Origin of the sequence: Actinacidiphila bryophytorum (assembly GCF_016916835.1) — a bacterium.
Classification (GTDB): domain Bacteria; phylum Actinomycetota; class Actinomycetes; order Streptomycetales; family Streptomycetaceae; genus Actinacidiphila; species Actinacidiphila bryophytorum.
On sequence record NZ_JAFFIX010000001.1, the window covers coordinates 49,530 to 73,809 of the forward strand.

General features: G+C 71.4%; 26 protein-coding genes and 1 tRNA gene. 18 read left to right on the forward strand and 9 right to left on the reverse strand.

Annotated features, from left to right (window positions below; genetic code table 11):
* The first annotated feature begins 73 nt into the window (after window positions 1-73).
* Window positions 74-1,441 (forward strand): FAD-binding oxidoreductase, encoded by a 1,368-nt coding sequence (locus JT723_RS00190; RefSeq protein WP_205042181.1) that lies wholly within the window; start codon window positions 74-76, stop codon window positions 1,439-1,441.
* A gap of 15 nt (window positions 1,442-1,456) precedes the next feature.
* On the opposite strand, the gene JT723_RS00195 is transcribed toward JT723_RS00190, so the two are convergent.
* On the reverse strand, window positions 1,457-1,933 hold the full coding sequence (locus JT723_RS00195; protein WP_205042183.1) for an SsgA family sporulation/cell division regulator: 477 nt from the start codon (window positions 1,931-1,933) through the stop codon (window positions 1,457-1,459).
* A gap of 267 nt (window positions 1,934-2,200) precedes the next feature.
* Between JT723_RS00195 and JT723_RS00200 the strand changes: the two genes are divergently transcribed.
* Together JT723_RS00200 and JT723_RS00205 are read left to right on the forward strand one after the other, a co-directional pair.
* Window positions 2,201-3,322, forward strand: coding sequence for an RDD family protein (locus tag JT723_RS00200; RefSeq protein WP_205042185.1), 1,122 nt, complete (start codon window positions 2,201-2,203; stop codon window positions 3,320-3,322).
* Between the two features lie 527 nt (window positions 3,323-3,849).
* Window positions 3,850-4,407, forward strand: coding sequence for an RDD family protein (locus JT723_RS00205; RefSeq protein WP_240164869.1), 558 nt, complete (start codon window positions 3,850-3,852; stop codon window positions 4,405-4,407).
* Window positions 4,408-4,424: 17 nt separating this feature from the next.
* Here the strand turns inward: JT723_RS00205 and JT723_RS00210 are convergent, their stop codons facing one another.
* Window positions 4,425-4,718 carry a hypothetical protein gene (locus JT723_RS00210; RefSeq protein WP_205042186.1) on the reverse strand — a complete coding sequence of 98 codons (294 nt, stop codon included), beginning with the start codon at window positions 4,716-4,718 and terminating at the stop codon, window positions 4,425-4,427.
* Between the two features lie 275 nt (window positions 4,719-4,993).
* On the opposite strand from JT723_RS00210, the gene JT723_RS00215 reads away from it, so the two are divergent.
* Window positions 4,994-7,447, forward strand: coding sequence for an immune inhibitor A domain-containing protein (locus JT723_RS00215; RefSeq protein ID WP_205042765.1), 2,454 nt, complete (start codon window positions 4,994-4,996; stop codon window positions 7,445-7,447).
* Between the two features lie 85 nt (window positions 7,448-7,532).
* A complete protein-coding gene (locus tag JT723_RS00220; RefSeq protein WP_205042188.1) occupies window positions 7,533-7,835 on the forward strand; it encodes a hypothetical protein in 303 nt (100 codons plus the stop codon).
* An 8-nt stretch (window positions 7,836-7,843) separates the two neighbouring features.
* On the opposite strand, the gene JT723_RS00225 is transcribed toward JT723_RS00220, so the two are convergent.
* Both JT723_RS00225 and JT723_RS00230 read right to left on the reverse strand, forming a co-directional pair.
* Window positions 7,844-8,419, reverse strand: coding sequence for an isochorismatase family protein (locus JT723_RS00225; RefSeq protein ID WP_205042195.1), 576 nt, complete (start codon window positions 8,417-8,419; stop codon window positions 7,844-7,846).
* Window positions 8,420-8,605: 186 nt separating this feature from the next.
* On the reverse strand, window positions 8,606-9,925 hold the full coding sequence (locus tag JT723_RS00230) for a nicotinate phosphoribosyltransferase (RefSeq protein ID WP_205042205.1): 1,320 nt from the start codon (window positions 9,923-9,925) through the stop codon (window positions 8,606-8,608).
* Between the two features lie 156 nt (window positions 9,926-10,081).
* Between JT723_RS00230 and clpS the strand changes: the two genes are divergently transcribed.
* The 8 genes from clpS to JT723_RS00265 all read left to right on the forward strand — a co-directional run bounded on the left by clpS (window position 10,082) and on the right by JT723_RS00265 (window position 15,574).
* Window positions 10,082-10,402, forward strand: a complete 321-nt coding sequence (gene clpS, locus JT723_RS00235; protein ID WP_205042206.1) for an ATP-dependent Clp protease adapter ClpS — start codon at window positions 10,082-10,084, stop codon at window positions 10,400-10,402.
* Window positions 10,402-10,965, forward strand: coding sequence for a DUF2017 domain-containing protein (locus tag JT723_RS00240; protein WP_205042207.1), 564 nt, complete (start codon window positions 10,402-10,404; stop codon window positions 10,963-10,965). The genes clpS and JT723_RS00240 overlap by 1 nt, the downstream gene beginning before the upstream one ends.
* A gap of 118 nt (window positions 10,966-11,083) precedes the next feature.
* Complete coding sequence (locus tag JT723_RS00245; RefSeq protein ID WP_205042208.1) at window positions 11,084-12,583, forward strand: amino acid permease; 1,500 nt, start codon at window positions 11,084-11,086, stop codon at window positions 12,581-12,583.
* A gap of 28 nt (window positions 12,584-12,611) precedes the next feature.
* Window positions 12,612-13,031 (forward strand): M67 family metallopeptidase, encoded by a 420-nt coding sequence (locus tag JT723_RS00250; protein WP_205042209.1) that lies wholly within the window; start codon window positions 12,612-12,614, stop codon window positions 13,029-13,031.
* Window positions 13,032-13,090: 59 nt separating this feature from the next.
* Window positions 13,091-13,195, forward strand: coding sequence for a putative leader peptide (locus JT723_RS36370; protein ID WP_322974947.1), 105 nt, complete (start codon window positions 13,091-13,093; stop codon window positions 13,193-13,195).
* A gap of 107 nt (window positions 13,196-13,302) precedes the next feature.
* Entirely contained in the window at window positions 13,303-13,581 is a 279-nt protein-coding gene (locus tag JT723_RS00255) for a MoaD/ThiS family protein (protein WP_205042211.1), read from the forward strand.
* Window positions 13,581-14,531 carry a PLP-dependent cysteine synthase family protein gene (locus tag JT723_RS00260; protein WP_205042213.1) on the forward strand — a complete coding sequence of 317 codons (951 nt, stop codon included), beginning with the start codon at window positions 13,581-13,583 and terminating at the stop codon, window positions 14,529-14,531. Before JT723_RS00255 ends, JT723_RS00260 begins: the two co-directional genes overlap by 1 nt.
* Before the next feature lie 290 nt (window positions 14,532-14,821).
* Window positions 14,822-15,574, forward strand: a complete 753-nt coding sequence (locus tag JT723_RS00265) for an MBL fold metallo-hydrolase (RefSeq protein ID WP_205042215.1) — start codon at window positions 14,822-14,824, stop codon at window positions 15,572-15,574.
* A 69-nt stretch (window positions 15,575-15,643) separates the two neighbouring features.
* Here the strand turns inward: JT723_RS00265 and JT723_RS00270 are convergent, their stop codons facing one another.
* The gene (locus JT723_RS00270) at window positions 15,644-16,957 is read right to left on the reverse strand and encodes a PTS transporter subunit EIIC (RefSeq protein WP_205042220.1); all 1,314 of its coding nucleotides are present in this window, start codon (window positions 16,955-16,957) and stop codon (window positions 15,644-15,646) included.
* A 183-nt stretch (window positions 16,958-17,140) separates the two neighbouring features.
* Entirely contained in the window at window positions 17,141-18,382 is a 1,242-nt protein-coding gene (locus JT723_RS00275; protein WP_205042766.1) for a PTS transporter subunit EIIC, read from the reverse strand.
* Window positions 18,383-18,640: 258 nt separating this feature from the next.
* Here JT723_RS00275 and JT723_RS00280 point away from each other — a divergent pair, with 258 nt between their 5' ends.
* From JT723_RS00280 to rdgB, 3 genes are read left to right on the forward strand one after another with little or no spacing between them, the layout of a single operon-like run.
* Window positions 18,641-18,874 (forward strand): PTS sugar transporter subunit IIB, encoded by a 234-nt coding sequence (locus JT723_RS00280; RefSeq protein WP_205042221.1) that lies wholly within the window; start codon window positions 18,641-18,643, stop codon window positions 18,872-18,874.
* Window positions 18,875-18,922: 48 nt separating this feature from the next.
* Window positions 18,923-19,657, forward strand: a complete 735-nt coding sequence (rph, locus tag JT723_RS00285) for a ribonuclease PH (protein ID WP_205042222.1) — start codon at window positions 18,923-18,925, stop codon at window positions 19,655-19,657.
* Window positions 19,658-19,708: 51 nt separating this feature from the next.
* The gene (gene rdgB / locus JT723_RS00290) at window positions 19,709-20,314 is read left to right on the forward strand and encodes an RdgB/HAM1 family non-canonical purine NTP pyrophosphatase (protein ID WP_205042223.1); all 606 of its coding nucleotides are present in this window, start codon (window positions 19,709-19,711) and stop codon (window positions 20,312-20,314) included.
* A gap of 47 nt (window positions 20,315-20,361) precedes the next feature.
* On the opposite strand, the gene JT723_RS00295 is transcribed toward rdgB, so the two are convergent.
* Together JT723_RS00295 and bcp are read right to left on the reverse strand one after the other, a co-directional pair.
* Window positions 20,362-20,445, reverse strand: a tRNA-Leu gene (locus JT723_RS00295).
* A 60-nt stretch (window positions 20,446-20,505) separates the two neighbouring features.
* Window positions 20,506-20,973 (reverse strand): thioredoxin-dependent thiol peroxidase, encoded by a 468-nt coding sequence (gene bcp, locus JT723_RS00300; protein ID WP_205042224.1) that lies wholly within the window; start codon window positions 20,971-20,973, stop codon window positions 20,506-20,508.
* Between the two features lie 101 nt (window positions 20,974-21,074).
* On the opposite strand from bcp, the gene JT723_RS00305 reads away from it, so the two are divergent.
* Both JT723_RS00305 and JT723_RS00310 read left to right on the forward strand, forming a co-directional pair.
* On the forward strand, window positions 21,075-21,401 hold the full coding sequence (locus tag JT723_RS00305) for a DUF3618 domain-containing protein (protein WP_205042226.1): 327 nt from the start codon (window positions 21,075-21,077) through the stop codon (window positions 21,399-21,401).
* 49 nt (window positions 21,402-21,450) lie between these two features.
* Window positions 21,451-21,753, forward strand: a complete 303-nt coding sequence (locus JT723_RS00310) for a GroES family chaperonin (protein ID WP_205042767.1) — start codon at window positions 21,451-21,453, stop codon at window positions 21,751-21,753.
* A gap of 18 nt (window positions 21,754-21,771) precedes the next feature.
* On the opposite strand, the gene JT723_RS00315 is transcribed toward JT723_RS00310, so the two are convergent.
* The gene (locus tag JT723_RS00315) at window positions 21,772-24,021 is read right to left on the reverse strand and encodes a transglycosylase domain-containing protein (RefSeq protein ID WP_205042227.1); all 2,250 of its coding nucleotides are present in this window, start codon (window positions 24,019-24,021) and stop codon (window positions 21,772-21,774) included.
* Window positions 24,022-24,280 lie beyond the last annotated feature (259 nt).

Here is a 24,280-nt window from a genome sequence, read left to right on the forward strand (position 1 = left end):
AGGCACCCACGCGGCGCCAGGCGCGGCCCCGCGCCCCTGGTGGGGGCACCCGGGAGGGTGCCAAGGTGGGGGGATGGGTGATGTGGTGGAGATGTTGGGGGCGGGGCTGGCCCCGGGGGTCGTGGTGACCGACCCGGAGGTCATGGCGGCCTACGCCAGGGACATGGCGAGCTTCTCCGCGGTCGGCGACCCCCTCGCCGTCGTGATGCCGCGGACCGTCGAGGACGTGCAGCACGTCATGCGGACCGCGACGGCCGCGCGCGTGCCGGTCGTGCCGCAGGGCGCGCGGACCGGCCTGTCCGGCGGCGCCAACGCCGTGGACGGCTGCATCGTGCTGTCGCTGGCGAAGATGGACCGCATCCTGGAGATCGACCCGGTGGACCGTGTCGCCGTGGTCGAGCCGGGGGTCGTCAACGCGGTGCTGTCCCGCGCGGTCGCCGAGCGCGGGCTGTACTACCCGCCGGACCCGTCGAGCTGGGAGCAGTGCACCATCGGCGGCAACATCGGCACCGGCGCCGGCGGCCTGTGCTGCGTCAAGTACGGCGTCACCGCCGAGTACGTGCTCGGCCTGGACGTCGTGCTGGCCGACGGCCGGCTGCTGAGCACGGGGCGGCGTACGGCCAAGGGCGTGGCCGGCTACGACCTGACGCGGCTGTTCGTGGGCTCCGAGGGCACCCTGGGCGTCGTGGTGAAGGCGGTCGTCGCGCTGCGGCCCGCCCCGCCGCAACAGCTGGCGCTGGTCGCCGAGTTCCCCTCCGCGTCCGCCGCGTGCGCGGCGATCTGCACGATCATGGAGCGCGGCCACGTACCGTCGCTGCTGGAGCTGATGGACGGCACCACCATCCGCGCGGTCAACGCGATGGCGCAGATGGGCCTGCCCGAGTCGACCGAGGCGCTGCTGCTTGCCGCCTTCGACACCCCCGACCCCGCGGCCGACCTGGCCGCGCTCGGCGAGCTGTGCACCGCGGCCGGGGCCACCGAGGTGGTGCCCGCGCAGGACGCGGCGGAGTCGGAGATGCTGCTGCAGGCCCGGCGGCTGTCGCTGACCGCACTGGAGCGGGTGTCGACCGCCACGATGATCGACGACGTGTGCGTTCCGCGCGGGCGGCTCGGCGAGATGCTCGACGGGGTCGCGGCGATCGCGGCCGAGTACGACCTGACCATCGGGGTGTGCGCGCACGCGGGGGACGGCAACACCCATCCCGTGGTGTGCTTCGACGCGCACGACCCCGACGAGTCCCGGCGGGCCAGGGAGTCCTTCGACGCGATCATGGCACTCGGCCTGGAGCTGGGCGGCACGATCACCGGCGAGCACGGCGTGGGACTGCTCAAGAAGGACTGGCTGGCGCGTGAACTCGGCCCCACCGCCCTGGAGTTGCAGCGCGGCGTGAAGGCCGTCTTCGACCCGCTCGGGCTGCTGAACCCGGGCAAGGTGTTCTGACCGCCGCAGCGGCGGCTACGCACTGGCGTCCGGGGTGTCCTGCCCGGGCGCGGGCTTGCCCAGCCACAGCTCGTCGCCCGCCGCGGGCGCCAGCAGCCGGCTCAGCCCGTCGTCCATGCCCAGCTGCTCGTGCTCGCTGCCCGGCGGCACCACCCGCAGGGTGCGCTCCAGCCAGGCCGCGACCGGCGAGCACGGCGCTTCCAGCAGCGCCTCGCCGTCGGGTGAGCTGAGCGCCATGCACAGCACGCTGCGGCCGCCCACCTTCGTCGGCCAGATCCGCACGTCGCCGTGCCCGCACGGTCTGAACACCCCTTCCACGATCAGCTCCCGGGCGAACGTCCAGTTCACCGGCGCGTCGGAGCCCACGTGGAAGGTCACGTGCACGGCGAACGGGTCGTCCGCGCGGTAGACCAGCTTCGCGGGTACGGGGATGCTGCGTTCGGGCGACAGCACCAACTGCATTTCGAGTTCGCGTTCCACCACGGTCTGCATCGAGTCGACGTCCTTTCCTTGGCGCGGCGGCCCCTCGTTGCGGGTTTCGCGATCGGGGCCTGCACCTGGAGAGAGCGCGTGCCTCTCCCACCATTACGCGGCTTCGCGGGATTGGGTTCAAATTTCCCGAAGAGGGGGCGCACGGGCGGAGGGGAGGGTAAGGACGTGGGGGAGAGTGGTGTGCGGCGGCGCGGTCCCGCCGGGTCCGCCGGTCTGGTATTCCTGGACGCTGCACCCCCGGCCGAGCAGATACGGAACCTGTGAACCATGAGCGCACCTCCTTCTGGCTCCTCCGGTTCTTCGTCGTCCGCGTCCCCGGCGCCGGGCTACTACCCGGACCCGTCGATCCCGAACTACATCCGCTACTGGAACGGCTCCGCCTGGGTGCCCGGCACAAGCCGACCCGCGCCCGAGGGCGTGCAGACCGCGCCAGCGCAGGCGGTGGACGAGTCGGGGCCGATGTTCCTGGACGCCGATCCCGGTGCGCCCGCCGCGGTGCAGGGCGTCCCGGAGGTGCCGGCCCCCGCGCCGGCCCCCGCGCCGTCGCCGGCCCCCGCGCCTGCCCCCGCGCCGCCGCCGGCCGTGGAGGCGCCGCCCGTGTGGCCCGCGCCCGCCCAGGCCGGCAGTGACCTGCCGCCGATCTCCTGGGGTGCGCCCCCCGAGGCCGGGCAGCGCTCCGCGCCGTACCAGCAGCCTCGGATCACCCCGCAGCCGGCGCCCCCGCCGGTGCCGTCCTGGACCCAGCCCGCGCCGCACGGCGAGCCGCCCGCGCCCGCCCCCGTGCCCCCGCAGTCCGGGCCGCCGCAGCCCGCGCCCTGGGCCGAGCAGGTGCACGAGCTGGCCCGCGAGGGCGTCACGCCCTGGCGCCCGGTCGCCGACGACCCCTTCGGCAGCGCCCGGGCGCAGGACCGGCCCGGCGGGCTGCTGCGGCGGTTCGCCGCGCGGGTCGTGGACACCGTCGTCTTCGCCGCGGTCACCGGCGCGGCGGCGCTGCCGCTGGGGTCGGCCGCCTACCACCACGCCAAGGACAAGGTGGACGCGGCGAAGCTGACCGGGGAGACGGTCAAGGTGTGGCTGCTCGACGCCACGACGGGACTCGAACTGGGTGCCGTGCTTCTGGTGGCCGTCGTCGCCGGCGTGCTCCTTGAGGTGCTGCCCACCGCCAAGTGGGGGCGCACGCTCGGCAAGAAGCTGACCGGGCTCAAGGTCCTCGACATCGAGGCCCAGCAGCCCCCCGGCTTCGCCGCGAGCCTGCGCCGGTGGCTCCTGCGCTCGGTCCTCAACCTGCTGGCCGTCGGCCTGATCGGGGTGGCCTGGGCCGCCTTCGACCGGCCGTGGCGCCAGGGCTGGCACGACAAGGCCGCACGCACCTTCGTCGCGGCGACCTGACCTCGCCCTTGCGTCTGGCCGCCCCCTCCACCGGCCCCGGTGGCTCGGGCGGTTCCCCTTCCGCAAGGGGGTGCGTTTCCGCGGCCGCGGGCTGGGGGTGCCTCTGCGTCGGGCGGTGTCTTCCGCGGGCAGCGGTGGCTTGGGCGGTTCCCCTTGTGCAGGGGGGCAACCATCAGGGGCGCGGGGAACTGCGCGCTCAGCCCTCCCCCAGGGCTTTGCCTGGGGGTGCCCCCACTAGCTTCGCTCGCCGGCCGGTGGTCCGGTACGGACCGAAGAGCCCCTTTGGGTCGGTGACGACCCGCGCGCCGGTGGTGGGCTGGTCGCGCAGTTCCCCGCGCCCCTGAAAAGCACCGCCCTACGCAGAGGCACCCCCTCAGCCCCCGCGGCCAGCCGATGGCTCGGCCCCGCCGCAGATTAGGTGCAGCCCCGCGCCCCTGGGGGTTGGCCCCTTACCGAAAGGGGGGTCGGGTCGCCCGGATGGACAGGGGTGGGGGGCGCTCGGGTCGTGGGGGGGATTAGCTCGGGGTATGACCAGTGATCAGACGCCGCCCCCCGGGAACCCGTACGGGTCTCCGCCGCCTCCGCCGGCCGGGGGGAATCCGTACGACCCGGGCTTCGGCGGCGGAGGCGGCGGACAGGACCCGCTGGCGGGGATGCCGCCGCTTGCCGCCCCGGGCAAGCGCGTGCTGGCCCGGATCATCGACCTGGTCATCGTGCTGGTCCCGGCGGGCCTGCTGGACTGGGCGGCGGGCGGGGTCAACGGCAACGACTTCAGCTACGGCCGGTCGGCCATCGGCGGCGTGTTCACGGCCGCGCTGGGCTTCCTCTACGAGTGGTGGATGACGCAGTCCACCGGCCAGACGGTGGGCAAGAAGCTGATGGGCCTGCGGGCGGCGATGCTGTCGGACGGCAGTGTGCCGCCGCAGAACGCCGCCGCGGCGCGGGCCGCGATCCTGTGGGTCCCGGCCTTCTGCTGCAGCTGCTTCTGGTTCCTGATCATCGGGATCACCGTGGCGTTCGACAAGCCGTACAAGCAGGGGCTGCACGAGAAGGCGGCCAGGACCGTGGTCGTGACCGCCGTCTGATGGCCCGCACCGGGGCGTCAGCGCCGCAGCGAGCGCTCACCGACCCGGGTCGGGGTGCCGCCGGACACGCGGGAGCGCGGGACGGGCACGGCGGCGGGGGGCAGCGGGGCCGGGCCGAGGGAGGCGCGGCGGCGGGCGGCTGTCGGGGCGCTCAGGCTCAGGGCGACCAGCAGCCCGAGCAGCAGCCCGCCGGCGGCCACGGCAGCGACCGCGGCGCCGGAGCGTACGTCGGCCAGCAGCAGCGTGGCGAGGGTGAACAGGACGACGGTCAGGGAACCGTAGGCGAGTTGCGGGGTCGTCGGACGTGGCATCGGGGGAACCGTCCTCGGGTACGTCGAAGCGGGGGCACGCTGACGGGTGGTTCGTGTTCGGCATGCCCGGGCCGAACGCCTGGTAAGCGTGACCTAACCCACGGTGCGGTGCACGAGGGGGCGCACGGGGTCGCACGCGCGTCCGGTTGCCGCTGTGCGGCCGTACCGCCGTGGCACGTCAGGGCACTGACGTCCGGTCAGCGGAGCCGGGAAACCGGTAAACGTACTGTCCTGCCATGCTCAAGTCAAGGTCTGTTTTTTCCTGCGTCACTCCGATGCAATGGCCTTTCCCAAGGGGAGGTCAAATAATCTTGAGATATCAGCGGAGGTTCACCAAACCCGCCGCCCTGGCCGTGGCAGTCGCCGTACTCGGCGTGCTTCCCACCGCCACCGCGGCGGGCGCGTTCGCGGCGGAGCCGGGCCACACGCCCGGCACCGTACCCGCGGCCACCTCGCACGACCCGGCCGAGAGCCAGGCGCACGACCTGCCGGGCCCGTTCACCAAGCAGCAGGACGCCGAGCGTTCCGCCGCGCTGCAGCAGGTCGTCGCGGGCCAGGCGCAGGTCCAGCAGATCGGCGCCTCGAAGGTCGTCCAACTCGGCTCGGGCAAGGGCAAGAAGAGCAAGTACGTCGAGCTGGGCCGGGAGAAGACCGACAAGATCTTCACCATCCTCGCCGAGTTCGGCGACCAGGTGGACAGCACCACCACCTACGACCCGGACGGCCCCGACGGCCCCGAGGCCCCGGTGACCAAGTACGGCGGCACCGCGGGACCGGCGCACAACACGATCGCCCAGCCCGACCCGGCCGCCGACAACAGCACCGCCTGGCAGGCCGACTACAACCAGCAGCACTTCCAGGACCTGTACTTCTCGCACAAGGCGGGCCAGGACTCGCTGGCCACCTACTACGAGAAGCAGTCCTCGGGCCGCTACTCGGTCGACGGCGAGGTCTCCGCCTGGGTCAAGGTGCCCTGGAACGAGGCCCGTTACGGCTCCAACTACTGCGGCAGCACCATCTGCTCCAGCGCCTGGGACCTGATCCGCGACGCCACCACGGCCTACGTCGCCGACCAGAAGGCGCAGGGCCGCACCGACGCGCAGATCAAGGCGGACCTGGCGCAGTACGACCAGTGGGACCGCTACGACTTCGACGGCGACGGCAACTTCAACGAGCCCGACGGCTACATCGACCACTTCCAGATCGTGCACGCCGGCGAGGACGAGTCGGCCGGCGGCGGCGTCCAGGCCACCGACGCGCTGTGGGCGCACCGCTGGTACGCGTACGGCACCGACGCGGGCCGCACGGGTCCGGCCGACAACAAGGCCGGCGGCACCCAGATCGGCGACACCGGCATCTGGGTCGGCGACTACACCCTGCAGCCGGAGAACGGCGGCCTGGGCGTCTTCGCGCACGAGTACGGCCACGACCTCGGCCTGCCCGACGAGTACGACACCACGTACATCGGCGAGAACAGCACCGCCTTCTGGACGCTGATGTCGTCCGGCTCGTGGATGGGCACCGGCAAGAACGCCATCGGCGACCGCCCCGACGACATGAACGCCTGGGACAAGCTGCAGCTGGGCTGGCTCAACTACGGCACCGCCAAGGCGGCGACGCGCTCGACCACCAAGCTGGGCGTGGCCGAGTACAACACCAAGGACAAGCAGGCGCTGATCGTCTCGCTGCCGGACAAGACCGTCACCACCACCGTCACCGCGCCCGCCGAGGGCAGCAAGCAGTGGTGGTCGGGCAGCGGCGACAACCTGTCCAACACCCTGACCCGCTCGGTCGACCTGACCGGCAAGTCCTCGGCGTCGCTCACCCTCAAGGGCTGGTGGGACATCGAGGAGAACTACGACTACCTCTACACCGAGGTGTCCGCCGACGGCGGCGCCAGCTGGACCGCGCTGGACGGCACCGCGAACGGCAAGTCGCTGCCCAGGGACGGCGGCGACGCCCCCGCGCTGACCGGCACCAGCGGCGCGTACGAGGACCTGTCCTTCCCGCTGGACGCCTACGCGGGCAAGCAGATCCAGCTGCGCTTCCGCTACCTCACCGACGGCGGTGTGGCGCAGAAGGGCTTCACGGCCGACGCGATCACCGTGACCGCCGACGGCGCAGCCGTGGTCACCGACGGCGCGGAGACCGACGACAACGGGTGGACCGCCAAGGGTTTCACCCGCATCGGCGCGTCCTTCACCAACGACTACCCCGAGTTCTACATCGCGGAGAACCGGCAGTACGTCAGCTACGACCAGACGCTGAAGACCGGCCCGTACAACTTCGGCTGGCTGAACAGCAAGCCCAAGCAGGTCGAGCACTTCTCCTACCAGAACGGACTGCTCGTGTGGCTCTGGGACACCTCGCAGGCCGACAACAACGTCGGTGTGCACCCGGGCTCCGGTGAGATCCTGCCGGTCGACGCCCACGCCACGCCGGAGAAGTGGTCGGACGGCTCGGTGATGCGCAACCGCATCCAGGCCTACGACTCGCCCTTCAGCTGGTACCCGACGCAGGGCTTCACCCTGCACAACAACGGTGCCGCCGCCAAGCTGGCCCCGAAACTCGGCTCGCCGGTCTTCGACGACCACTACGGCACCTACTGGTACGACAGCAACCCGTACGGCAGCGTGCAGGTGCCCGACACCAACACCAGGATCACCATCCTGGCCGAGCCGATCGACGGCAGCACGATGACCGTCCAGGTCGGCCCGTCGCACCGCTGACGCAATCTGCTGTTCGACCTGCGGTAATGCTGCGTTCGGCCGTCGCCTGCTGGTGGGCGGCGGCCGGACCGCCGATGATGTGACCATGGCGGTCGGAGGCTTCACCAAGCTGCCGAGCGGAACGGTCGTGGTGGCCCTCGCGCTGCCCCACCCTGCCGACCCGGCGCACACCGTACGGGTCGTGGTGCACGCCCTGAACCGGCAGCGCGCGCTGACCCGGCTGAGCAACCTCGGCTTCCGCGGCACCCGGCTGACCGGCAATGCCGAGCCGCCCACCCCGGACGAGATCACCGCGGTGCTGCACCACCCGGACGGCCTCATATGGCGCGACTACCACGCCAGGTCGTCCGACCCCTGGCACCCCATATCGACCCTGAACCGGGTCTAGGCGCCCGCCTAGGCGCCCACGACCTCCACGCCCGCCGCGCTCATCTCCTCCAGCGCCCGCTGCGTGGTCTCCCGCGCCACCCCCGCGGTCAGCGGGACCAGCACACGGGTGGTGAAGCCCGCCTTGGCCGCGTCCAGGGCGGTGGCGCGCACGCAGTGGTCGGTGGCGATGCCCACCACGTCCAGCTCGCCGACGCCGCGCCCGCGCAGCCAGTCCGCCAGGCCCGCGCCGTTCTCGTCCTGGCCCTCGAAACCGCTGTAGGCCGCCGCGTACGCGCCCTTGTCGAAGACCGCGTCCACCGCGCCCGAGGCCACCGCGGGGGCGAAGTTCGGGTGGAAGCCGACGCCCTCGGTGCCCGCGACGCAGTGCACGGGCCAGGAGGTGACGAAGTCGGGGTCCGCCGAGAAGTGGTCACCGGGGTCGATGTGGTGGTCGCGGGTGGCCACCACGTGCCGGTAGCTGCCGGCCGACTCACCGATGAGGTCGGTGACCGCGGCGGCGACGTCCGCGCCTCCGGCCACCGCGAGGCTGCCTCCCTCGCAGAAGTCGTTCTGGACGTCGACGACGATCAGTGCGCGGTGCATGGTGCCCTTCCGGCGGATGTGTGGATACGGCCCGAGCGTAGGGATTCTCCCCCCGCCCGGGAAGCCCTGCACGCCCCCGCGTGCACCAGCGTCCCCTTCCGCGGGGGCTGCACGGCTCCCTTGCGCCGGACGGCGCCCCTCAGGGGCGCGCGCCCCTGAGGGGCGCCGTCCGGCGCAAGGGGAACGTCACAGAATCTCCGTGGGGAGCACCGGCTCGCCGCGGGAGAGCTGGGTGGCCGACAGCGGCAGTCCCGCGCGGGCCTCGATGTGCCGCAGCCGGGCGGCCTCCAGCGGTTCGCGGCCGACGATCTCGCCGCCGCGCACCAGCGGCACCAGCAGCCTTCGGCCGGCCAGGTCGTCGGGGACCGGCCCGCTGCCGACGACCTCCGCAGAGGCGACCCCGTCCTCGTCGACCCGGCGGGCGGCCCACTTGCGCCCGCCGACACTGGTCTTGCCGCCCATCGACTTCTTCGCCACCGGTACGAGTGAGCCGTCGTCCGCCTCACGGGCGACCAGCTTGTAGACCATCGAGCAGGTGGGGTGCCCGCTGCCGGTGACCAGCGAGGTGCCGACGCCGTAGGAGTCGACGGGGGCCGCGGCGAGCGAGGCGATCGCGTACTCGTCCAGGTCGGAGGTCACCACGATCTTGGTGTTCTTCGCCCCCAGGTCGTCCAGCTGCTGGCGCACCCGGTGGGCCAGCAGCAGCAGGTCGCCCGAGTCGATGCGGACCGCGCCCAGTTCGGGTCCCGCGATGTCGACGGCGGCCTTCACGGCGGTCGCCACGTCGTAGGTGTCGACCAGCAGCGTGGTGCCGCGGCCGAGCGAGTCGACCTGCGCGGTGAAGGCGTCCCGCTCGGTGTCGTGCAGCAGCGTGAAGGCGTGCGCGCTGGTGCCGACGGTGGGGATGCCGTAGCGGAAGCCCGCCGCGAGGTTGGAGGAGGTGCGGAAGCCGCCGACGTAGGCGGCCCGGGAGGCGGCGACCGCCGCCAGCTCGTGGGTGCGCCGGGCGCCCATCTCCACCAGCGGGCGCCCGCCGGCGGCGACGGCCATCCGGGAGGCGGCGGCGGCGATGGCCGAGTCGTGGTTGAGGATCGACAGGACCACCGTCTCCAGCACGACAGCCTCGGCGAAGCTGCCCTCGACCCGCAGGATCGGGGAGCCGGGGAAGTACACCTCGCCCTCGGGGTATCCCCAGATGTCGCCGGTGAAGCGGTAGCCGGCCAGCCACTCCAGCGTCTGGTCGTCCACGACGTGCTCGCGGCGCAGGAAGTCCAGGACGGGCGCGTCGAAGCGGAAGTTCTCCACCGCGTCCAGCACACGGCCGGTGCCGGCGACGACGCCGTAGCGGCGGCCCTCGGGCAGCCGGCGGGTGAAGGCCTCGAAGACCGAGCGGCGCTGTGCCGCGCCGCTGCGCAGGGCCGCCTGCAGCATGGTCAGCTCGTAGCGGTCGGTGAAAAGCGCGGTGGAGGGCACGTCCACCGGCAGTCCCAGCTCTGCTGTGCTCATGACCGGGATGCTACCCGCTATCTCGTCAAACTGACGAGATGTGGTGGGTGTGCGCGCCCTCACACCGCGCCCCCGCACCGCGGCCCGCCCGTCGGTACTCCTGCGGCACCCCCCGTGTGCACGCCCATTTGTGCGAGACCCCACAACAGCGGCAGCATGGAACCTGTGAGTGTCGCCCCAGTGGAGCCTGTCGAGACCGAACGCACCGAGTCGAGCGAAGCGCCCTCCGCGGTACCCGAACCGGACGTTCCGTGGGTGACGATCGTGCACAACGACCCGGTCAACCTGATGAGCTACGTGACGTACGTCTTTCAGACGTACTTCGGCTATTCGAAGGGCAAGGCCACCAAACTGATGGAGGACGTCCACTACAAGGGCAGGGCCGTGGTCTCCAGCGGCACCCGCGAGGAGATGGAACGCGACGTGCAGGCCATGCACGGCTACGGCCTGTGGGCGACCCTGTCGCAGGACCGCTGATGGGCCGCAGGCGGAGCCGCCCCGGCTCCTTCGAGGCGGTCAAGGGCGGCGGCGCCAGCATCGAGCTGGACGCGGGCGAGATCTCCATCCTGCGCTCCCTGGTCGTGCAGCTGCTCGAACTGGTCGGCCCGGGGCCGGGCGCCGCCGACGCGGACGCCGACCCGCTGGCCGAGCTGTTCGCGGAAGGCCCCAGCAAGCCGCCGGAGGACCCGGCGCTGGCCCGGCTGTTCCCCGACGCGTACGAGGAGCAGGCCGACGCCTCGGAATTCCGCCGCTTCACCGAGAACGACCTGCGGGCGCGCAAGCGCGACGACGCCCTGGCCGTGGTGCGCTGCCTGGACCGCGGCGGCCCGGTGCTCGACCTGACGCCCGAGGAGTCGCGGCAGTGGCTGGGCACCCTCAACGACCTGCGGCTGACCATCGGCGCCTACCTCGACATCACCGAGGAGGACGACCACGGCCTCTACCACCTGCCCGACGACGACGAGCGCAAGCCGATGGTCGTCGCCTACCTGTGGCTCGGCGCGCTCCAGGAGTCGCTGGTCGAGACGCTGATGCCCTGATGCCCTGATGCCCTGATGCCCTGATGCCCTGATGCCCTGACGCCCTGCGGTCCTGCGCCGCCCCTCGGGTGGCGCAGCCGGGATTTCGGGGCCGCGCCCGCGTGGTACGAATCCGGGCATGACGGACGTGAAGGGCGCGACGCCCGAAACCGGCCCGGAAAGCGGTCAGGCAGCCGGCTCCGACGCGGACTACCAGCGGGGCCTGGGCAGCCGGCAGATCCAGATGATCGCCATCGGCGGCGCCATCGGCACCGGCCTCTTCCTCGGCGCGGGCCGCGCCATCCACCAGGCGGGCCCCAGCCTGATCCTGATGTACGCGGTCGCCGGCGTCGCCGTCTTCGCGATCATGCGCGCGCTGGGCGAACTGCTCACCTACCGCCCGGTGTCGGGCTCCTTCGCCGACTACGCCCGCGAGTTCCTCGGCCCCTTCGCCGGCTACGTCACCGGCTGGACGTACTGGCTGATGTGGGTCGTCACCGGCATGGCGGAGGTGACCGCCGCGGCCACCTACCTGGCGTACTGGTGGCCGCAGGTGCCGCAGTGGAGCGCCGCGGCCGGCTTCCTGCTGGTGCTGTTCGCCGCCAACCTGATCTCGGTCAAGCTCTTCGGCGAGGTCGAGTTCTGGCTGTCGATGATCAAGGTCACCGCGATCCTGGGGATGATCCTCATCGGCGTCGGGGTGCTGACGCTGGGGCTGTCCGCGGCAGGTGACACCGCGTCGGCCGGCCACCTGTGGCGCGACGGCGGCTTCTTCCCCAACGGCGTCGGCCGCTCGCTGCTGACCCTGCAGATCGTGATGTTCGCCTATGTCGCCGTCGAACTCGTCGGCGTGACCGCGGGGGAGGCGCAGAACCCCCGCGAGACGCTGCCGCGCGCCATCAACACCCTGCCCTGGCGCATCGCGCTGTTCTACGTCGGCGCGCTGACGGTGATCCTGTGCGTGGTGTCCTGGACCGAATTCCGGCCGGGCGTCAGCCCGTTCGTGGCCGCCTTCGCCAAGATCGGCATCCCCTTCGGCGCCGGCATCGTCAACTTCGTGGTGCTCTCCGCCGCCCTGTCCTCGTGCAACTCCGGGATGTACTCCACCGGCCGGATGCTCCGCGACCTCGCCGTCAACGGCCAGGGGCCGCGCGTCTTCGGCCGGCTCACCGGGCGCCGCACCCCCGCCGCCGGCATCCTCGCCTCCGTCGCCGTCATGGGCATCGGGGTGTGGCTCAACTACGTCGACCCCGAAGGGGCCTTCACCTACATCACGGCCTTCGCCACCGTCGCGGGCGTGTGGACCTGGGGCGTCATCCTCGGCTCGCACATCCGCTACCGGGCCGCCGTCCGCGCCGGACGTGCCGCCCCCGCCTGGTTCACCGCGCCCGGCGGCGCCGCGGCCAGCTGGGCCGCCCTGGCTTTCCTGGCCGCGGTGCTGGTCCTGATCGGCGCCGACAGCCAGGCGCGGATCTCGCTCTACGGGGTACCGGTGTGGTTCGCCGTGCTGGCCGCCGGCTACCGGGTGCTCAAGCGGCGCGATCCGGCCGCCTTCGCCCGCCGCGCCCACCTGCCGCCCGAGCCGGCCGGCCCCGTCCCCGGCGGGCCGCAGGCAGCACCCGACGCCGCCGCGCTGTGAGGGGAAGGGCCCCTGTTACTTTTCCCGCATGCTGACCATCACCCAGGAGCTGCACGACGCGATCGTCGCCCACGCCCGCGCCGACCACCCCGACGAGGCCTGCGGGATCGTGGCAGGGCCGGAGGGCAGCGACCGCCCGGAGCGGTTCGTGCCGATGCAGAACGCGGCCCGCTCACCCACCTTCTACGAGTTCGACTCCACCGACCTGCTCAGGCTCTACCGGGAGCTGGACGACCGGGACGAGGAGCCGGTGGTCGTCTACCACTCGCACACCGCGACCGAGGCCTACCCCTCGCGCACCGACATCAGCTACGCCAACGAGCCCGGCGCCCACTACGTCCTGGTCTCCACCGCGGAGGATCTCCCCGAGCCGCAGTTCCGCTCGTTCCGCATCGTGGACGGGACCGTCACGGAGGAACCGGTCAAAGTAGTGGCTTCGTACGCATGACGTCCCGGATGCCGAGACGGGCGCCTCGGCCCGGTTCGGGGAATCGATACGATGAGCCCATGGTTCCCTCCGACGTGAGCGACAAGGCGCCGGGCACGCTGCTCGTGGCGCGGCTGCACGTCGACCTGTGCCGCCGCACCAGTGCCGCGTGTACGCACGCCTGACGCACCCGCCCGCACAGCACCGCAGCCCCGCCCCGCGGCACGGACCCACCCCGGGTCCGCGCACGCCCCCGCAACCCCCGCACCCACGCACTCACTGGAGCGCAGACATGGCCATCGAGGTCCGCATCCCGACCATCCTCCGCACCTACACCGACGGCGAGAAGTCGGTCCACGGTGCGGGCAGCACCCTCGACGAGCTGCTCGCCGACCTCGACACCCGGCACACGGGCCTGCGCGAGCGGGTGGTCGACGGCGGCGAGCTGCGCCGCTTCGTCAACGTCTACCTCAACGACGAGGACGTCCGCTTCCTCGACGGCATCTCCACCAAGGTCGCCGACGGGGACAGCATCACGATCCTGCCCGCCGTCGCCGGGGGCATGGCCTGATGCGCTACGACAGCCCGCTGGCGGCGGTCGGCAACACCCCGCTGGTCCGCCTGCCGCGCCTGTCACCGTCCGACGCCGTCAGCGTCTGGGCGAAGCTGGAGGACCGCAACCCCACCGGTTCCGTCAAGGACCGCCCGGCCCTGCACATGGTCGAGCAGGCCGAGGCGGAGGGGCGGCTCACCCCCGGCTGCACCATCCTGGAGCCCACCTCGGGCAACACCGGCATCTCGCTGGCGATGGCCGCCCGGCTCAAGGGCTACCGCATCGTCTGCGTGATGCCGGAGAACACCTCCTCCGAGCGCCGCGAACTGCTCACCATGTGGGGCGCCGAGATCATCTCCTCGCCCGCGGCCGGCGGCTCCAACACCGCCGTGCGGGTCGCCAAGGAGCTGGCCGCCGAGCACCCGGACTGGGTCATGCTCTACCAGTACGGCAACCCCGCCAACGCCGGCGCCCACTACGCCACCACCGGCCCCGAGATCCTCGCCGACCTCCCGACCGTCACCCACTTCGTCGCAGGCCTCGGCACCACCGGCACCCTCATGGGCGTCGGCCGCTACCTGCGCGAGAAGGCCCCCGGCGTCGCGATCGTCGCCGCGGAGCCGCGCTACGACGACCTGGTCTACGGGCTGCGCAACCTCGACGAGGGCTTCGTGCCCGAGCTGTACGACGAGGCCGTGCTCACCACCCGCTACTCCGTCGGGTCGCAGGACGCGGTTTGCCGCACCCGCGAACTTCTGCAGCAGGAGGGCATCTTCGCCGGTGTCTCCACCGGCGCCGCACTGCACGCGGCCCTCGGCGTCGCGGCCAAGGCCGAGCGGGCCGGCGAACGGGCCGACGTCGTCTTCGTCGTCGCCGACGGCGGCTGGAAGTACCTGTCGACCGGCATCTACACCGCGCCCAGCACCGAGGCCGCGGTCGCCGCACTGCACGGCCAGCTCTGGGCCTGAGCCCTTCGGGCCTGAACCCTCGCTGCGGACGCCGGACGGACACCTGCCCGTCCGGCGTACCGCTGTTCGCACCGGCAGGCCGCACGGCGACCACAAAGCGCCAAGTGCGGCCGAAGGGGCCGTAAAAGACCCCCCGGACTGGTGATTCCGCCCACAACGGGGCGCCGTGGAGGCCCAGCACACCGCCTTGCGCTTTACCCTCGCAAGACACGGCGGACAGCTATCCGCCAATCCCCCCACCCCACCAGGAATGGGGTGGATGCGGCCTGCCCACGGAGGTGTTTCCAGCAATGAAGCTCACCGTCGTCGGCTGCTCGGGGTCGTTCCCGTCCGCGGACTCGGCTTGTTCGAGCTATCTCGTCGAGGCCGACGGCTTCCGGCTGCTGATCGACATGGGCAACGGAGCCCTGGGCGAACTGCAGCGCCACGTAGGGCTCTACGACCTGGACGCGGTCGTGCTGAGCCATCTGCACGCCGACCACTGCATCGACATGTGCGGCTACTTCGTGGCCCGCTACTACCGGCACGACGGCGGCCCCGCCGCCGCGATCCCCGTGTACGGCCCGGCCGGCACCGAACGCCGGCTCAACATCGCCTACGGGGACGTACCCGACGAGAAGTGCATGAGCGAGGTCTTCGACTTCCGCACCCTGCAGCCGGGCACCTTCCGGCTCGGCCCCTTCGACATCGCCACCGACCTGGTCAGCCACCCCGTCGAGGCCTACGGCTTCCGGCTCGGCTACCAGGGCCGCACCCTGACCTACTCCGGCGACACCGGCCCCTGCCAGGCACTCGACACCCTCGCAGAAGGCGCCGACCTCTTCCTGTGCGAGGCGTCCTTCACCGCGGGCAAGGAGGACATCCCCGAGCTGCACCTCAACGGCCGCGAGGCCGGCGAGGTCGCCGCCCGCGCAGGCGCCGGCCGCCTGGTCCTCACCCACATCCCCCCGTGGACCAGCCCCTCGGCCAACCTCCGCGACGCCCGGGCCGCCTTCGCCGGTCCGGTCGACCTGGCGACGGCGGGCGCGGTCTACGAGCTGTGACCGCGGAAGGCCCGGGAGCCCGGGCGCTTTCGCGCCCGGGCTCCCGGGGCCGACCCGCCGGACGCGGACTCAGCGAGTGACGTCCTCGACCTCTTCCTCGGGCTCGCGGCCCGGGGTCTTAAGGTCGAACTTCGTGATCGCGAAGCGGAAGACGACGTAGTAGATCACCGCGAAGCACAGGCCTATCGGGATGATCAGGTACGGCTTGGTGGCCAGGTTCCAGTTCATCGCGTAGTCGATGAAGCCCGCGGAGAAGGTGAAGCCCGCGTGCACGCCCAGCGCCCAGGTGACCGCCATCGATATCGCGGTCAGCACCGCGTGGATCGCGTACAGCAGCGGCGCGATGAACATGAACGAGAACTCGATCGGCTCGGTCACACCGGTGACGAACGAGGTCAGCGCGAGCGAGATCATCATGCCGAGCACGGCCTTGCGGCGCTCGGGACGAGCGGAGTGCGCGATGGCCAGGGCGGCGGCCGGCAAGCCGAACATCATGATCGGGAAGAAGCCGGACATGAACTGGCCGGCGCCCGGGTCGTGGGCGAAGAAGCGGTTCAGGTCGCCGTGCGCCACCACGTGGTGGGCCGTGTCGTTGAAGTCGCCGATCTGGAACCACGCCACGGTGTTGACGAACTGGTGCATGCCGATGGGCAGCAGACCACGGTTGATCAGGCCGAACAGTGCGGCGCCGAACCAGCCGAGCCCGGTCATCCACTTGCCGAAGTGGGTGATCTGGTCGCCGATCGGCTCCCAGCCCGCGACGACCAGCACACCCAGCGCGGTGCCGGTGAAGGCCATGATGATCGGCACCAGGCGGCGGCCGTTGAAGAAGCCGAGCCAGTCCACCAGCTTGGTGCGGTGGAAGCGCTGCCACAGCACCGCCGTGAGCAGGCCGAGGATGATGCCGCCGAGCACGCCGGGGTTCTGGAAGCTGGCAGTGACGACCGTGTCGCCCTTCTGCCAGAAGCCGCCGCCGAGCCCGCTGCCCGTGTACGTCATGCCGGGCGTGCCCGGGTCGATCGGGAACTGGTGGATCACGGCGTAGTACGTCAGGAAGCCGACGATCGCGGCGAGCGCGGTGGAGCCGTCCGCCTTCTTGGCGAAGCCGATGGCCACACCGATGCAGAACAGCAGTGGCAGACCGAAGGAGGCGTCGAGCAGCGCGCCTCCGGCGCCGGCGAAGACCCGCGTGACGTCGGTCGGCAGGTGGAGCTTGTCGTGGATGTCCGACTGGCCCAGCCGGAGCAAGATGCCTGCCGCAGGCAGGACCGCGATCGGCAGCTGCAGGCTGCGGCCGACCTTTTGCAGGCCCTGGAAGAGGCCGGAGCCCCGCTTCTTTGCGGGCGGCGCCGGAATGGCGTCGGTGGCCGTGGCCGTTGTCATCGAAATCCTCCGTGGTCTATACCACTCAGTGGTGTAGACCTGTTGTAGCACGTCAGGTACGCGTAAAGGAATCCGCGATTCCGCGTGCGCTGCGTCACACCGCTCACGCACAGCGAAGACCCCCTGGTTCACTGGCCAGGGGGTCTTACGTACGGTGGGCGCGGCCGCTACCGTGGGTGGCGGCTACTTGATGTTCTCCTTCTCCATCTCCTCGCCGAGTTCCCCTGGCTCGCGGCCCGGGGTTTTCAGGTCGAAGAAAAGGATCACGAAGCGGAAGAGCAGGTAGTAGAGCAGTGCGAAGCCCGCGCCGACCACGAGGATCAGCCAGGGCTTGGTGGCCAGGTTCCAGTTGATGACGTAGTCGATCAGGCCCGCCGAGAAGCTGAAGCCGTCCTTGATGCCCAGCGCCCAGCACAGCGCCATCGACACACCCGTCAGCAGCGCGTGGATCGCGTACAGCGCGGGCGCGATGAACAGGAACGAGTACTCGATCGGCTCGGTGATGCCGGTCACGAACGAGGTCAGCGCCACCGACAGCATCATGCCGCCGACCTCCTTGCGGCGGTCGGGGCGTGCGGTGTGCGCGATCGCCAGTGCCGCCGCGGGCAGCGCGAACATCATGATCGGGAAGAAGCCGGTCTGGAACTGGCCGGCCGTCGGGTCGCCGGCCAGGAAGCGCGGGATGTCGCCGTGCACGACCGTGCCGTCGGGCTTGGTGAAGTCGCCGAACTGGAACCACACGAAGGTGTTCAGGAACTGGTGCAGGCCCACCGTGAGCAGCGCCCGGTTGGCCACACCGAAGATGCCCGAGCCCCACGAGCCCAGGTCGACCAGCCTCTTGCTGAAGCTGGTCAGGCCGTCGCCGATCGGCGGCCAGATCCACAGGCACACGATCGCGAAGACGATCGCGACCCCGGCCATGATGATCGGCACCAGGCGGCGGCCGTTGAAGAAGCCCAGCCAGTCGGGCAGCTTCGTGCGGTGGAAGCGCTGCCACAGGTAGGCGGTGAGCAGGCCCATCACGATGCCGCCGAAGACGCCGGGCGTCTGGAACTCCGCCAGCGTCGTCGTGCCGTCCTTGAGGGTGCATGCGCCGGCCAGCTGCCCGAGCTGGGTGAAGGTCGCGCCCTGCGGGCACTCCTTGGGGAAGCGGGTGAGGATGCCGAAGAAGACCAGGTAGCCGGCCACCGCGGCCAGCGCCGTCGAGCCGTCGGACCTCTTCGCCATGCCGATGGCCACGCCCACGCAGAACAGCAGCGGGAGGCCGAAGTTGCCGTCGAGCAGTGCGCCGCCCGCGCCGACGAAGACCTTCGACAGGCGGTCCCAGCCCAGGCCGTCGCTGCCGAAGACGTCCGGCTGGCCGAGCCGGTTGATGATGCCGGCCGCCGGCAGGACGGCGATGGGCAGCTGCAGGCTGCGGCCCATCTTCTGCAGGCCCTGGAAGAACCGGCTGCCCCAGCTGCGGCGCGGCCGCCCGGCGGTGGCCTCGGCGGCGCTCACCCGGGGCCGCCGCGGGTGGACTGGTCGCGTACAGTGGTGTAGACCACTTGGGGGTGCGGGAGACCGGCGTCCATGATCGACATGGTGGTCCACCGGGCGGCTGACCGCCCGTGAAGTTGGGCCAACCGTGGGTTACCGTGACATAACGGACCCGCGGTGGGTCGGAGACACAGGGAGACTCAGATGGCCACCAAGGCAGAGAAGATCGTCGCCGGGCTCGGCGGACTCGGCAACATCGAAGAGGTCGAGGGCTGCATCACCCGGCTCCGCACCGAGGTCGTCGACCCCTCCCTCGTCGACGAGGCCGCCCTCAAGGCCGCCGGCGCCCACGGCGTCGTCAAGATGGGCACCGCCATCCAGGTCGTCATCGGCACCGACGCCGACCCGATCGCCGCCGACATCGAAGACATGATGTAGCCACCGGGGGGCGGAGCCGGGGCCGGGTCACCCGGATAGGCTCGGGGGATGTCACGTTTTGACGGCCGCAGGCCGGATCAGCTCCGCCCCGTCACCATCGAGCGCAGCTGGAGCAAGCACGCCGAAGGCTCCGTCCTGGTGTCCTTCGGCGACACCAGAGTGCTCTGCACCGCCAGCGCCACCCAGGGCGTCCCCCGCTGGCGCAAAGGCAGCGGCGAAGGCTGGGTCACCGCCGAGTACGCCATGCTGCCGCGCGCCACCAACACCCGCGGCGACCGCGAGTCCGTCCGCGGCAAGATCGGCGGCCGCACCCACGAGATCTCCCGGCTCATCGGCCGCTCCCTGCGGGCCGTCATCGACTACAAGGCCCTCGGCGAGAACACCGTCGTCCTGGACTGCGACGTCCTGCAGGCCGACGGCGGCACCCGCACCGCCGCCATCACCGGCGCCTACGTCGCCCTCGCCGACGCCGTCGGCTGGATGCAGGCCAACCACTTCATCAAGGCCAAGTCCCGCCCCCTGACCGGCACCGTCGCCGCCGTCAGCGTCGGCATCGTCGACGGCGTACCGCTGCTCGACCTCGCCTACGAAGAAGACGTCAAGGCCGAGACCGACATGAACGTCGTCTGCACCGGCGACGGCCGCTTCGTCGAGGTCCAGGGCACCGCGGAAGGCCAGCCCTTCGACCGCGCAGAACTCGACGCCCTGCTCGCCCTCGCGGTGGGCGGCTGCACCGAACTCACCGCGGCACAGCAGGCCGCACTGGCCGCCACCCAGGCCTGACCGCCCCGGCCGGGGTGCCCGGGCAGGGCACCCCGCCGGGATAATCGGCCCATGACCCGCCGCCTCGTACTCGCCACCCGCAACGCCCACAAGGTCACAGAACTCCGGGCCATCCTCACCGGCACCGGGCTCGACGTCGACCTCGTCGGAGCCGACGCCTACCCCGACATCCCCGACGTCAAGGAGACCGGCGTCACCTTCGCCGAGAACGCCCTGCTCAAGGCGCGCACCCTCGCCGAGGCCACCGGACTCCCGGCCGTCGCCGACGACTCGGGCCTGTGCGTCGACGTCCTCGGCGGCGCCCCCGGCATCTTCTCCGCCCGCTGGGCCGGCCGCCACGGCGACGACGCGGCCAACCTCGCCCTGCTCCTCGCCCAGCTCGCCGACATCGACCCCCCGCACCGCGCAGCCCACTTCGCCTGCGCGGCCGCCCTCGCCCTCCCCGACGGCACCACCCGCGTCGCCGAAGGCCACCTCCGCGGCACCCTCCGCCACACCCCCGCCGGCACCGGCGGCTTCGGCTACGACCCGATCCTCCAGCCCGACGGCATGACCCGCACCTGCGCCGAACTGACCCCCGCAGAAAAGAACGCCATCAGCCACCGCGGCAAGGCCTTCCGCGCCCTCGCCCCCTCAGTGGCGGAACTCCTCGCCTGACCACACCGAAGGCCCGCGCCCCCAGGGGAAATCGCGGGCCTTCACCGTGCGGCGGAAGGGATTCGAACCCTCAAGCCCGATCAAGGGCCACAGATCCTAAGTCTGCTGCGTCGCCATTGCGCCACCGCCGCTGGTCGCACGCGCCATCGTACCGGTGCGCCGCGCCGCCGTGCCGCGGGATTTGCGGGGCCTCAGACCTTGAGGTCGCGGAGGAGTTTGGCCACATGGCCGGTGGCGCGGACGTTGTAGAAGGCGTGGGCCACCTTGCCGGACTCGTCGACGACGATCGTGGAGCGGATGACGCCCATGATCTTCTTGCCGTAGTTCATCTTCTCGCCGAAGGCCGCGTAGGCGGTCAGGGTCGTGCGGTCCGGGTCGGAGAGGAGGGTGACGCGCAGGGACTCCTTCGTGCGGAACTTGGCGAGCTTGTCGGGGGAGTCGGGGGAGATGCCGAGAACGTCGTAGCCGGCGGCGGCCAGCTGGTCGAGGTTGTCGGTGAAGTCGCAGGCCTCCTTGGTGCAGCCGGGGGTCATCGCCGAGGGGTAGAAGTAGACGATGACCTTGCGGCCGCGGTGGTCGGCGAGGGAGACCTGCTTGCCGTCGGCGTCCAGGAGGGTGAAGTCGGGGGCGGGGTCGCCGGGTGACAGGCGCTCGGCCATGGGAAAGCTCCTCAGTCAAACGGGGGTGCCGACGAGGCGCGGGCCGCGTCGTACTGACAGACTGTCCGAACGCTACCTAATCAGGCGATGGAGGAGACGCGGTGTCGGACGACGTCAGGACGCCCGCTCAGATCGAGGCGGAGATTGCCCGCAGGCGGCAGGACCTCGCGGAGACGCTGGACGAGCTGGCGGTCCGGGTGCACCCTGCGACGATCGCGCGGGATACGAAGGCCAAGGCCGTCTCCGCGGTGGACCGCACGGTCGGGCAGGCGTATGTCGCGGTGAACCGCGCGGTGGGCCGGGCCAGGTCGCAGTTCGTCACCGCGGAGGGTGCGCTGCGCCCCGAGCGGGTCGCGCCCGCGGCGCTCGCGGTGGTCGGGATCGTCGCAGCGGTGGCCAGTCTCTCGGTCCGCAGGCGCCGCCGGTAACGTCGTGCGGGTGAGTTCGAACAGTGAGCACGACAAGCTGCCCATCCGGATGCTGCACGACCGGGTCCTGGTGCGGCACGAGGCCGGCGAGGGCGAGCGCCGCAGCGGCGGCGGCATCCTGATTCCGGCGACCGCCGCCGTGGGGCGGCGGCTGGCCTGGGCCGAGGTCGTCGCGGCGGGGCAGAACGTGCGGACCGTGGAGGTCGGCGACCGGGTGCTGTACGACCCGGAGGACCGGGCCGAGGTCGAGGTGCGGGGTGTGGCGTACGTGCTGATGCGCGAACGCGACCTGCACGCGGTGGCTTCCGAGCGCCTCAAGGGCACCGACGACTCCACCGGCCTGTATCTCTGAGGCCGCCCGCGCTTCCGGCTATCCGCCGCCGGGGCCGCCGCCTCCGCCGGGTCCGCCGGTCGCCGCGCCGGTGAGGCCGCCGAGCGGGTCGAAGGTCTGGGTGGGCTCACCGGTCGGTTCCGTGGTGGGCGGCTCGGACGTCGGCCCGGTCGGCGTGGTCGGCTCGGTGGTGGGCGGGCTGCTGGTCGGCGGCCGGGTGCTGGTCGGGGGCAGGCTGGTGGGCGGCTGGGACGTCGTGGGCGTGTCGGTGGTGGGCTCGTCGCTGGCCGGGGAGGTCGGCGGCAGGTCCTTGCTGACGTCGAGGTCGAAGTCCTGGACGGGTACGCCCCGCAGGGCGGCCGCGGTGTAGTCGGCCCAGACCTGGCCGGGCGGGCCGCCGCCGTTGATCCGGTCCTGGTGCAGGGCGTGGTAGAGCTTCTCCTGCTTGCCGGTGTCGGGGTTCATGCCGAGGACCGCGACCACGCTGGCCAGTTTCGGGGTGTAGCCGGCGAACCAGGCGGCGATGTCGTTCTCCGCGGTGCCGGTCTTGGCGGCGGAGGGCCAGTCGGAGTCCTGGGCGACCCGCGCGGTGCCCTTGGGGCCTTCGACGACGCTGCGCAGCACCGAGGTGACGGTGTCGGCGGTGTCGCGGGGCACGGTCTGCTTGGGTTCGCGCTTGGGCAGCGTGAGGTCGTTGCCGTCCTTGGTGACCTTGAGCACCAGGGTGTAGGGGACCTGCTTGCCGTGGTTGGCGAGGGTGGCGTAGATCTGCGCCATGTCCAGCGGGCTGGCGCCGAAGGAGCCGAGGGCCATCGCGGGGGTGGTGGGGATCTTGACGTCGTCGGGCATGCCCAGTTCGTGGGCGGTGTCGATCACCTTCTGGGTGCCGACGTCCTGCGCCATCTGAGCGTAGACGGCGTTGACGGACTGGTCCATGGCCTCGGTGACGTTGATCCGGCCGAAGGTCCTGTTGTCCTCGTTCTCCGGGGCGTAGCCGACGGGGCCGTCGGGGCCGACGACGGGGCGCTTGTTCTCGCCGTCGTAGACGGTGGAGGGGGTGATGTCCTCGCCGTCCTGGGTCTGCGAGTGGTGCTGGAGCGCCGCGGCGAGCACGACCGGCTTGAAGGTGGAGCCGGGGGGATAGGTGCCGTTGGTGGCACTGCTGACGTACTGCTTGGTGTAGTCGATGCCGCCGTAGAGGGCGACGACGTCACCGGTCGCCGGGTCGATGGAGGCGCCGCCCGCCCGTACGTACTTGTCGGCAGCGGTGTCGCCGAGCTTGGCGTAGATGTCGTTCTGGGCGGCGGTGACGAAGGCGTCCTCCTTCGGCTTCTGGATGCTGGTGACGATGCGGTAGCCGCCGAGCCGCAGCGAGTCGGAGTCGACGATGTGGTTCTCGTCGAGGTACTGGTTGACGGCCTCGATGATGTAGCCGCGCTGGCCGGCCTTGCTGGCGACCGGCTTGGGCTTGCCGATGGCGGGGAACTGCGTGGCATTGCGCTCCGAGGCGGTGAGCCAGCCTTCCTTGACCATGCCGTCGAGCACGTAGTTCCAGCGGGCTTTGGCCGCGGGTGCGTTCTCCGGGTGGGCGGCGAGGTCGTACTCGCTCGGCGCGTTGAGCAGGGTGGCGATGTACGCGCCTTCGGCCGTGGTCAGCTGTGCGGCGTTCTTGTCGAAATAGGCCTGCGACGCGGCCTGGATCCCGTAGGCGTTGCGCCCGAAGTAGCTGGTGTTGAGATAGCCCTCGAGGATCTGGTCCTTCGACTCGTTGCGATCGAGTTTGATCGCGATGAAGAATTCCTTGACCTTGCGGGACGCGGTCTGGTTCTGGTTGAGGTAGTAGTTCTTCACATACTGCTGCGTGATGGTCGAACCGGACTGCCTGCCCTTGCCGGTCGCGGTGTTCCATGCGGCGCGCAGCATCGCCTTCGGGCTGACCGCGGACTCGTGGTAGAAATTGCGGTCCTCTGCGGAGAGCACCGCGTGCTGCGCGGTTTCCGCGACCTCGGACAGCGACACGTTCTGCCGGTTGACGGCGCCGTCGCGGGCCAGTTCGGTCTTGCCGTCGGCGTAGTAGTAGACGTTGCTCTGCGCGACGGCCGCCGCATTGGGGTCGGGGATGGACACCAGGGCGTAGCCGAGGAAGAAGCCGCCGAGCAGCAGCACCAGCACGGCGAGCACCGTCCCGGTCACCACCCGCCAGCTGGGCACCAGCCGCCGCCACCCGGTCCTGCGGGGCCGGTCGCCCCCGCTGCCGCCGCCGGCCGCCCCGTACTGCACGTCGCTCATATCTGTAGGGACTCCTCATCCGCCGCCAGGGTTGGGTCCGCGGCGGAAAAACCGGGCCGATCGGCACGGACACGCACGTAGGCGGAGGTACACCCCATGCGTGTCCACCTTCCACACTGTCGCATCATCCGCCCGCCCGGATCAGGCGGCGCGCATCCGTGACAGGGCTGTGACAGGCCGGACGGCCCACCCGCGTCACCCGGCGGGCGGAAAAGCAGTGGAGTCCGCCGCGTGCCGCGCACTAGGCTCGGCCGCTTGT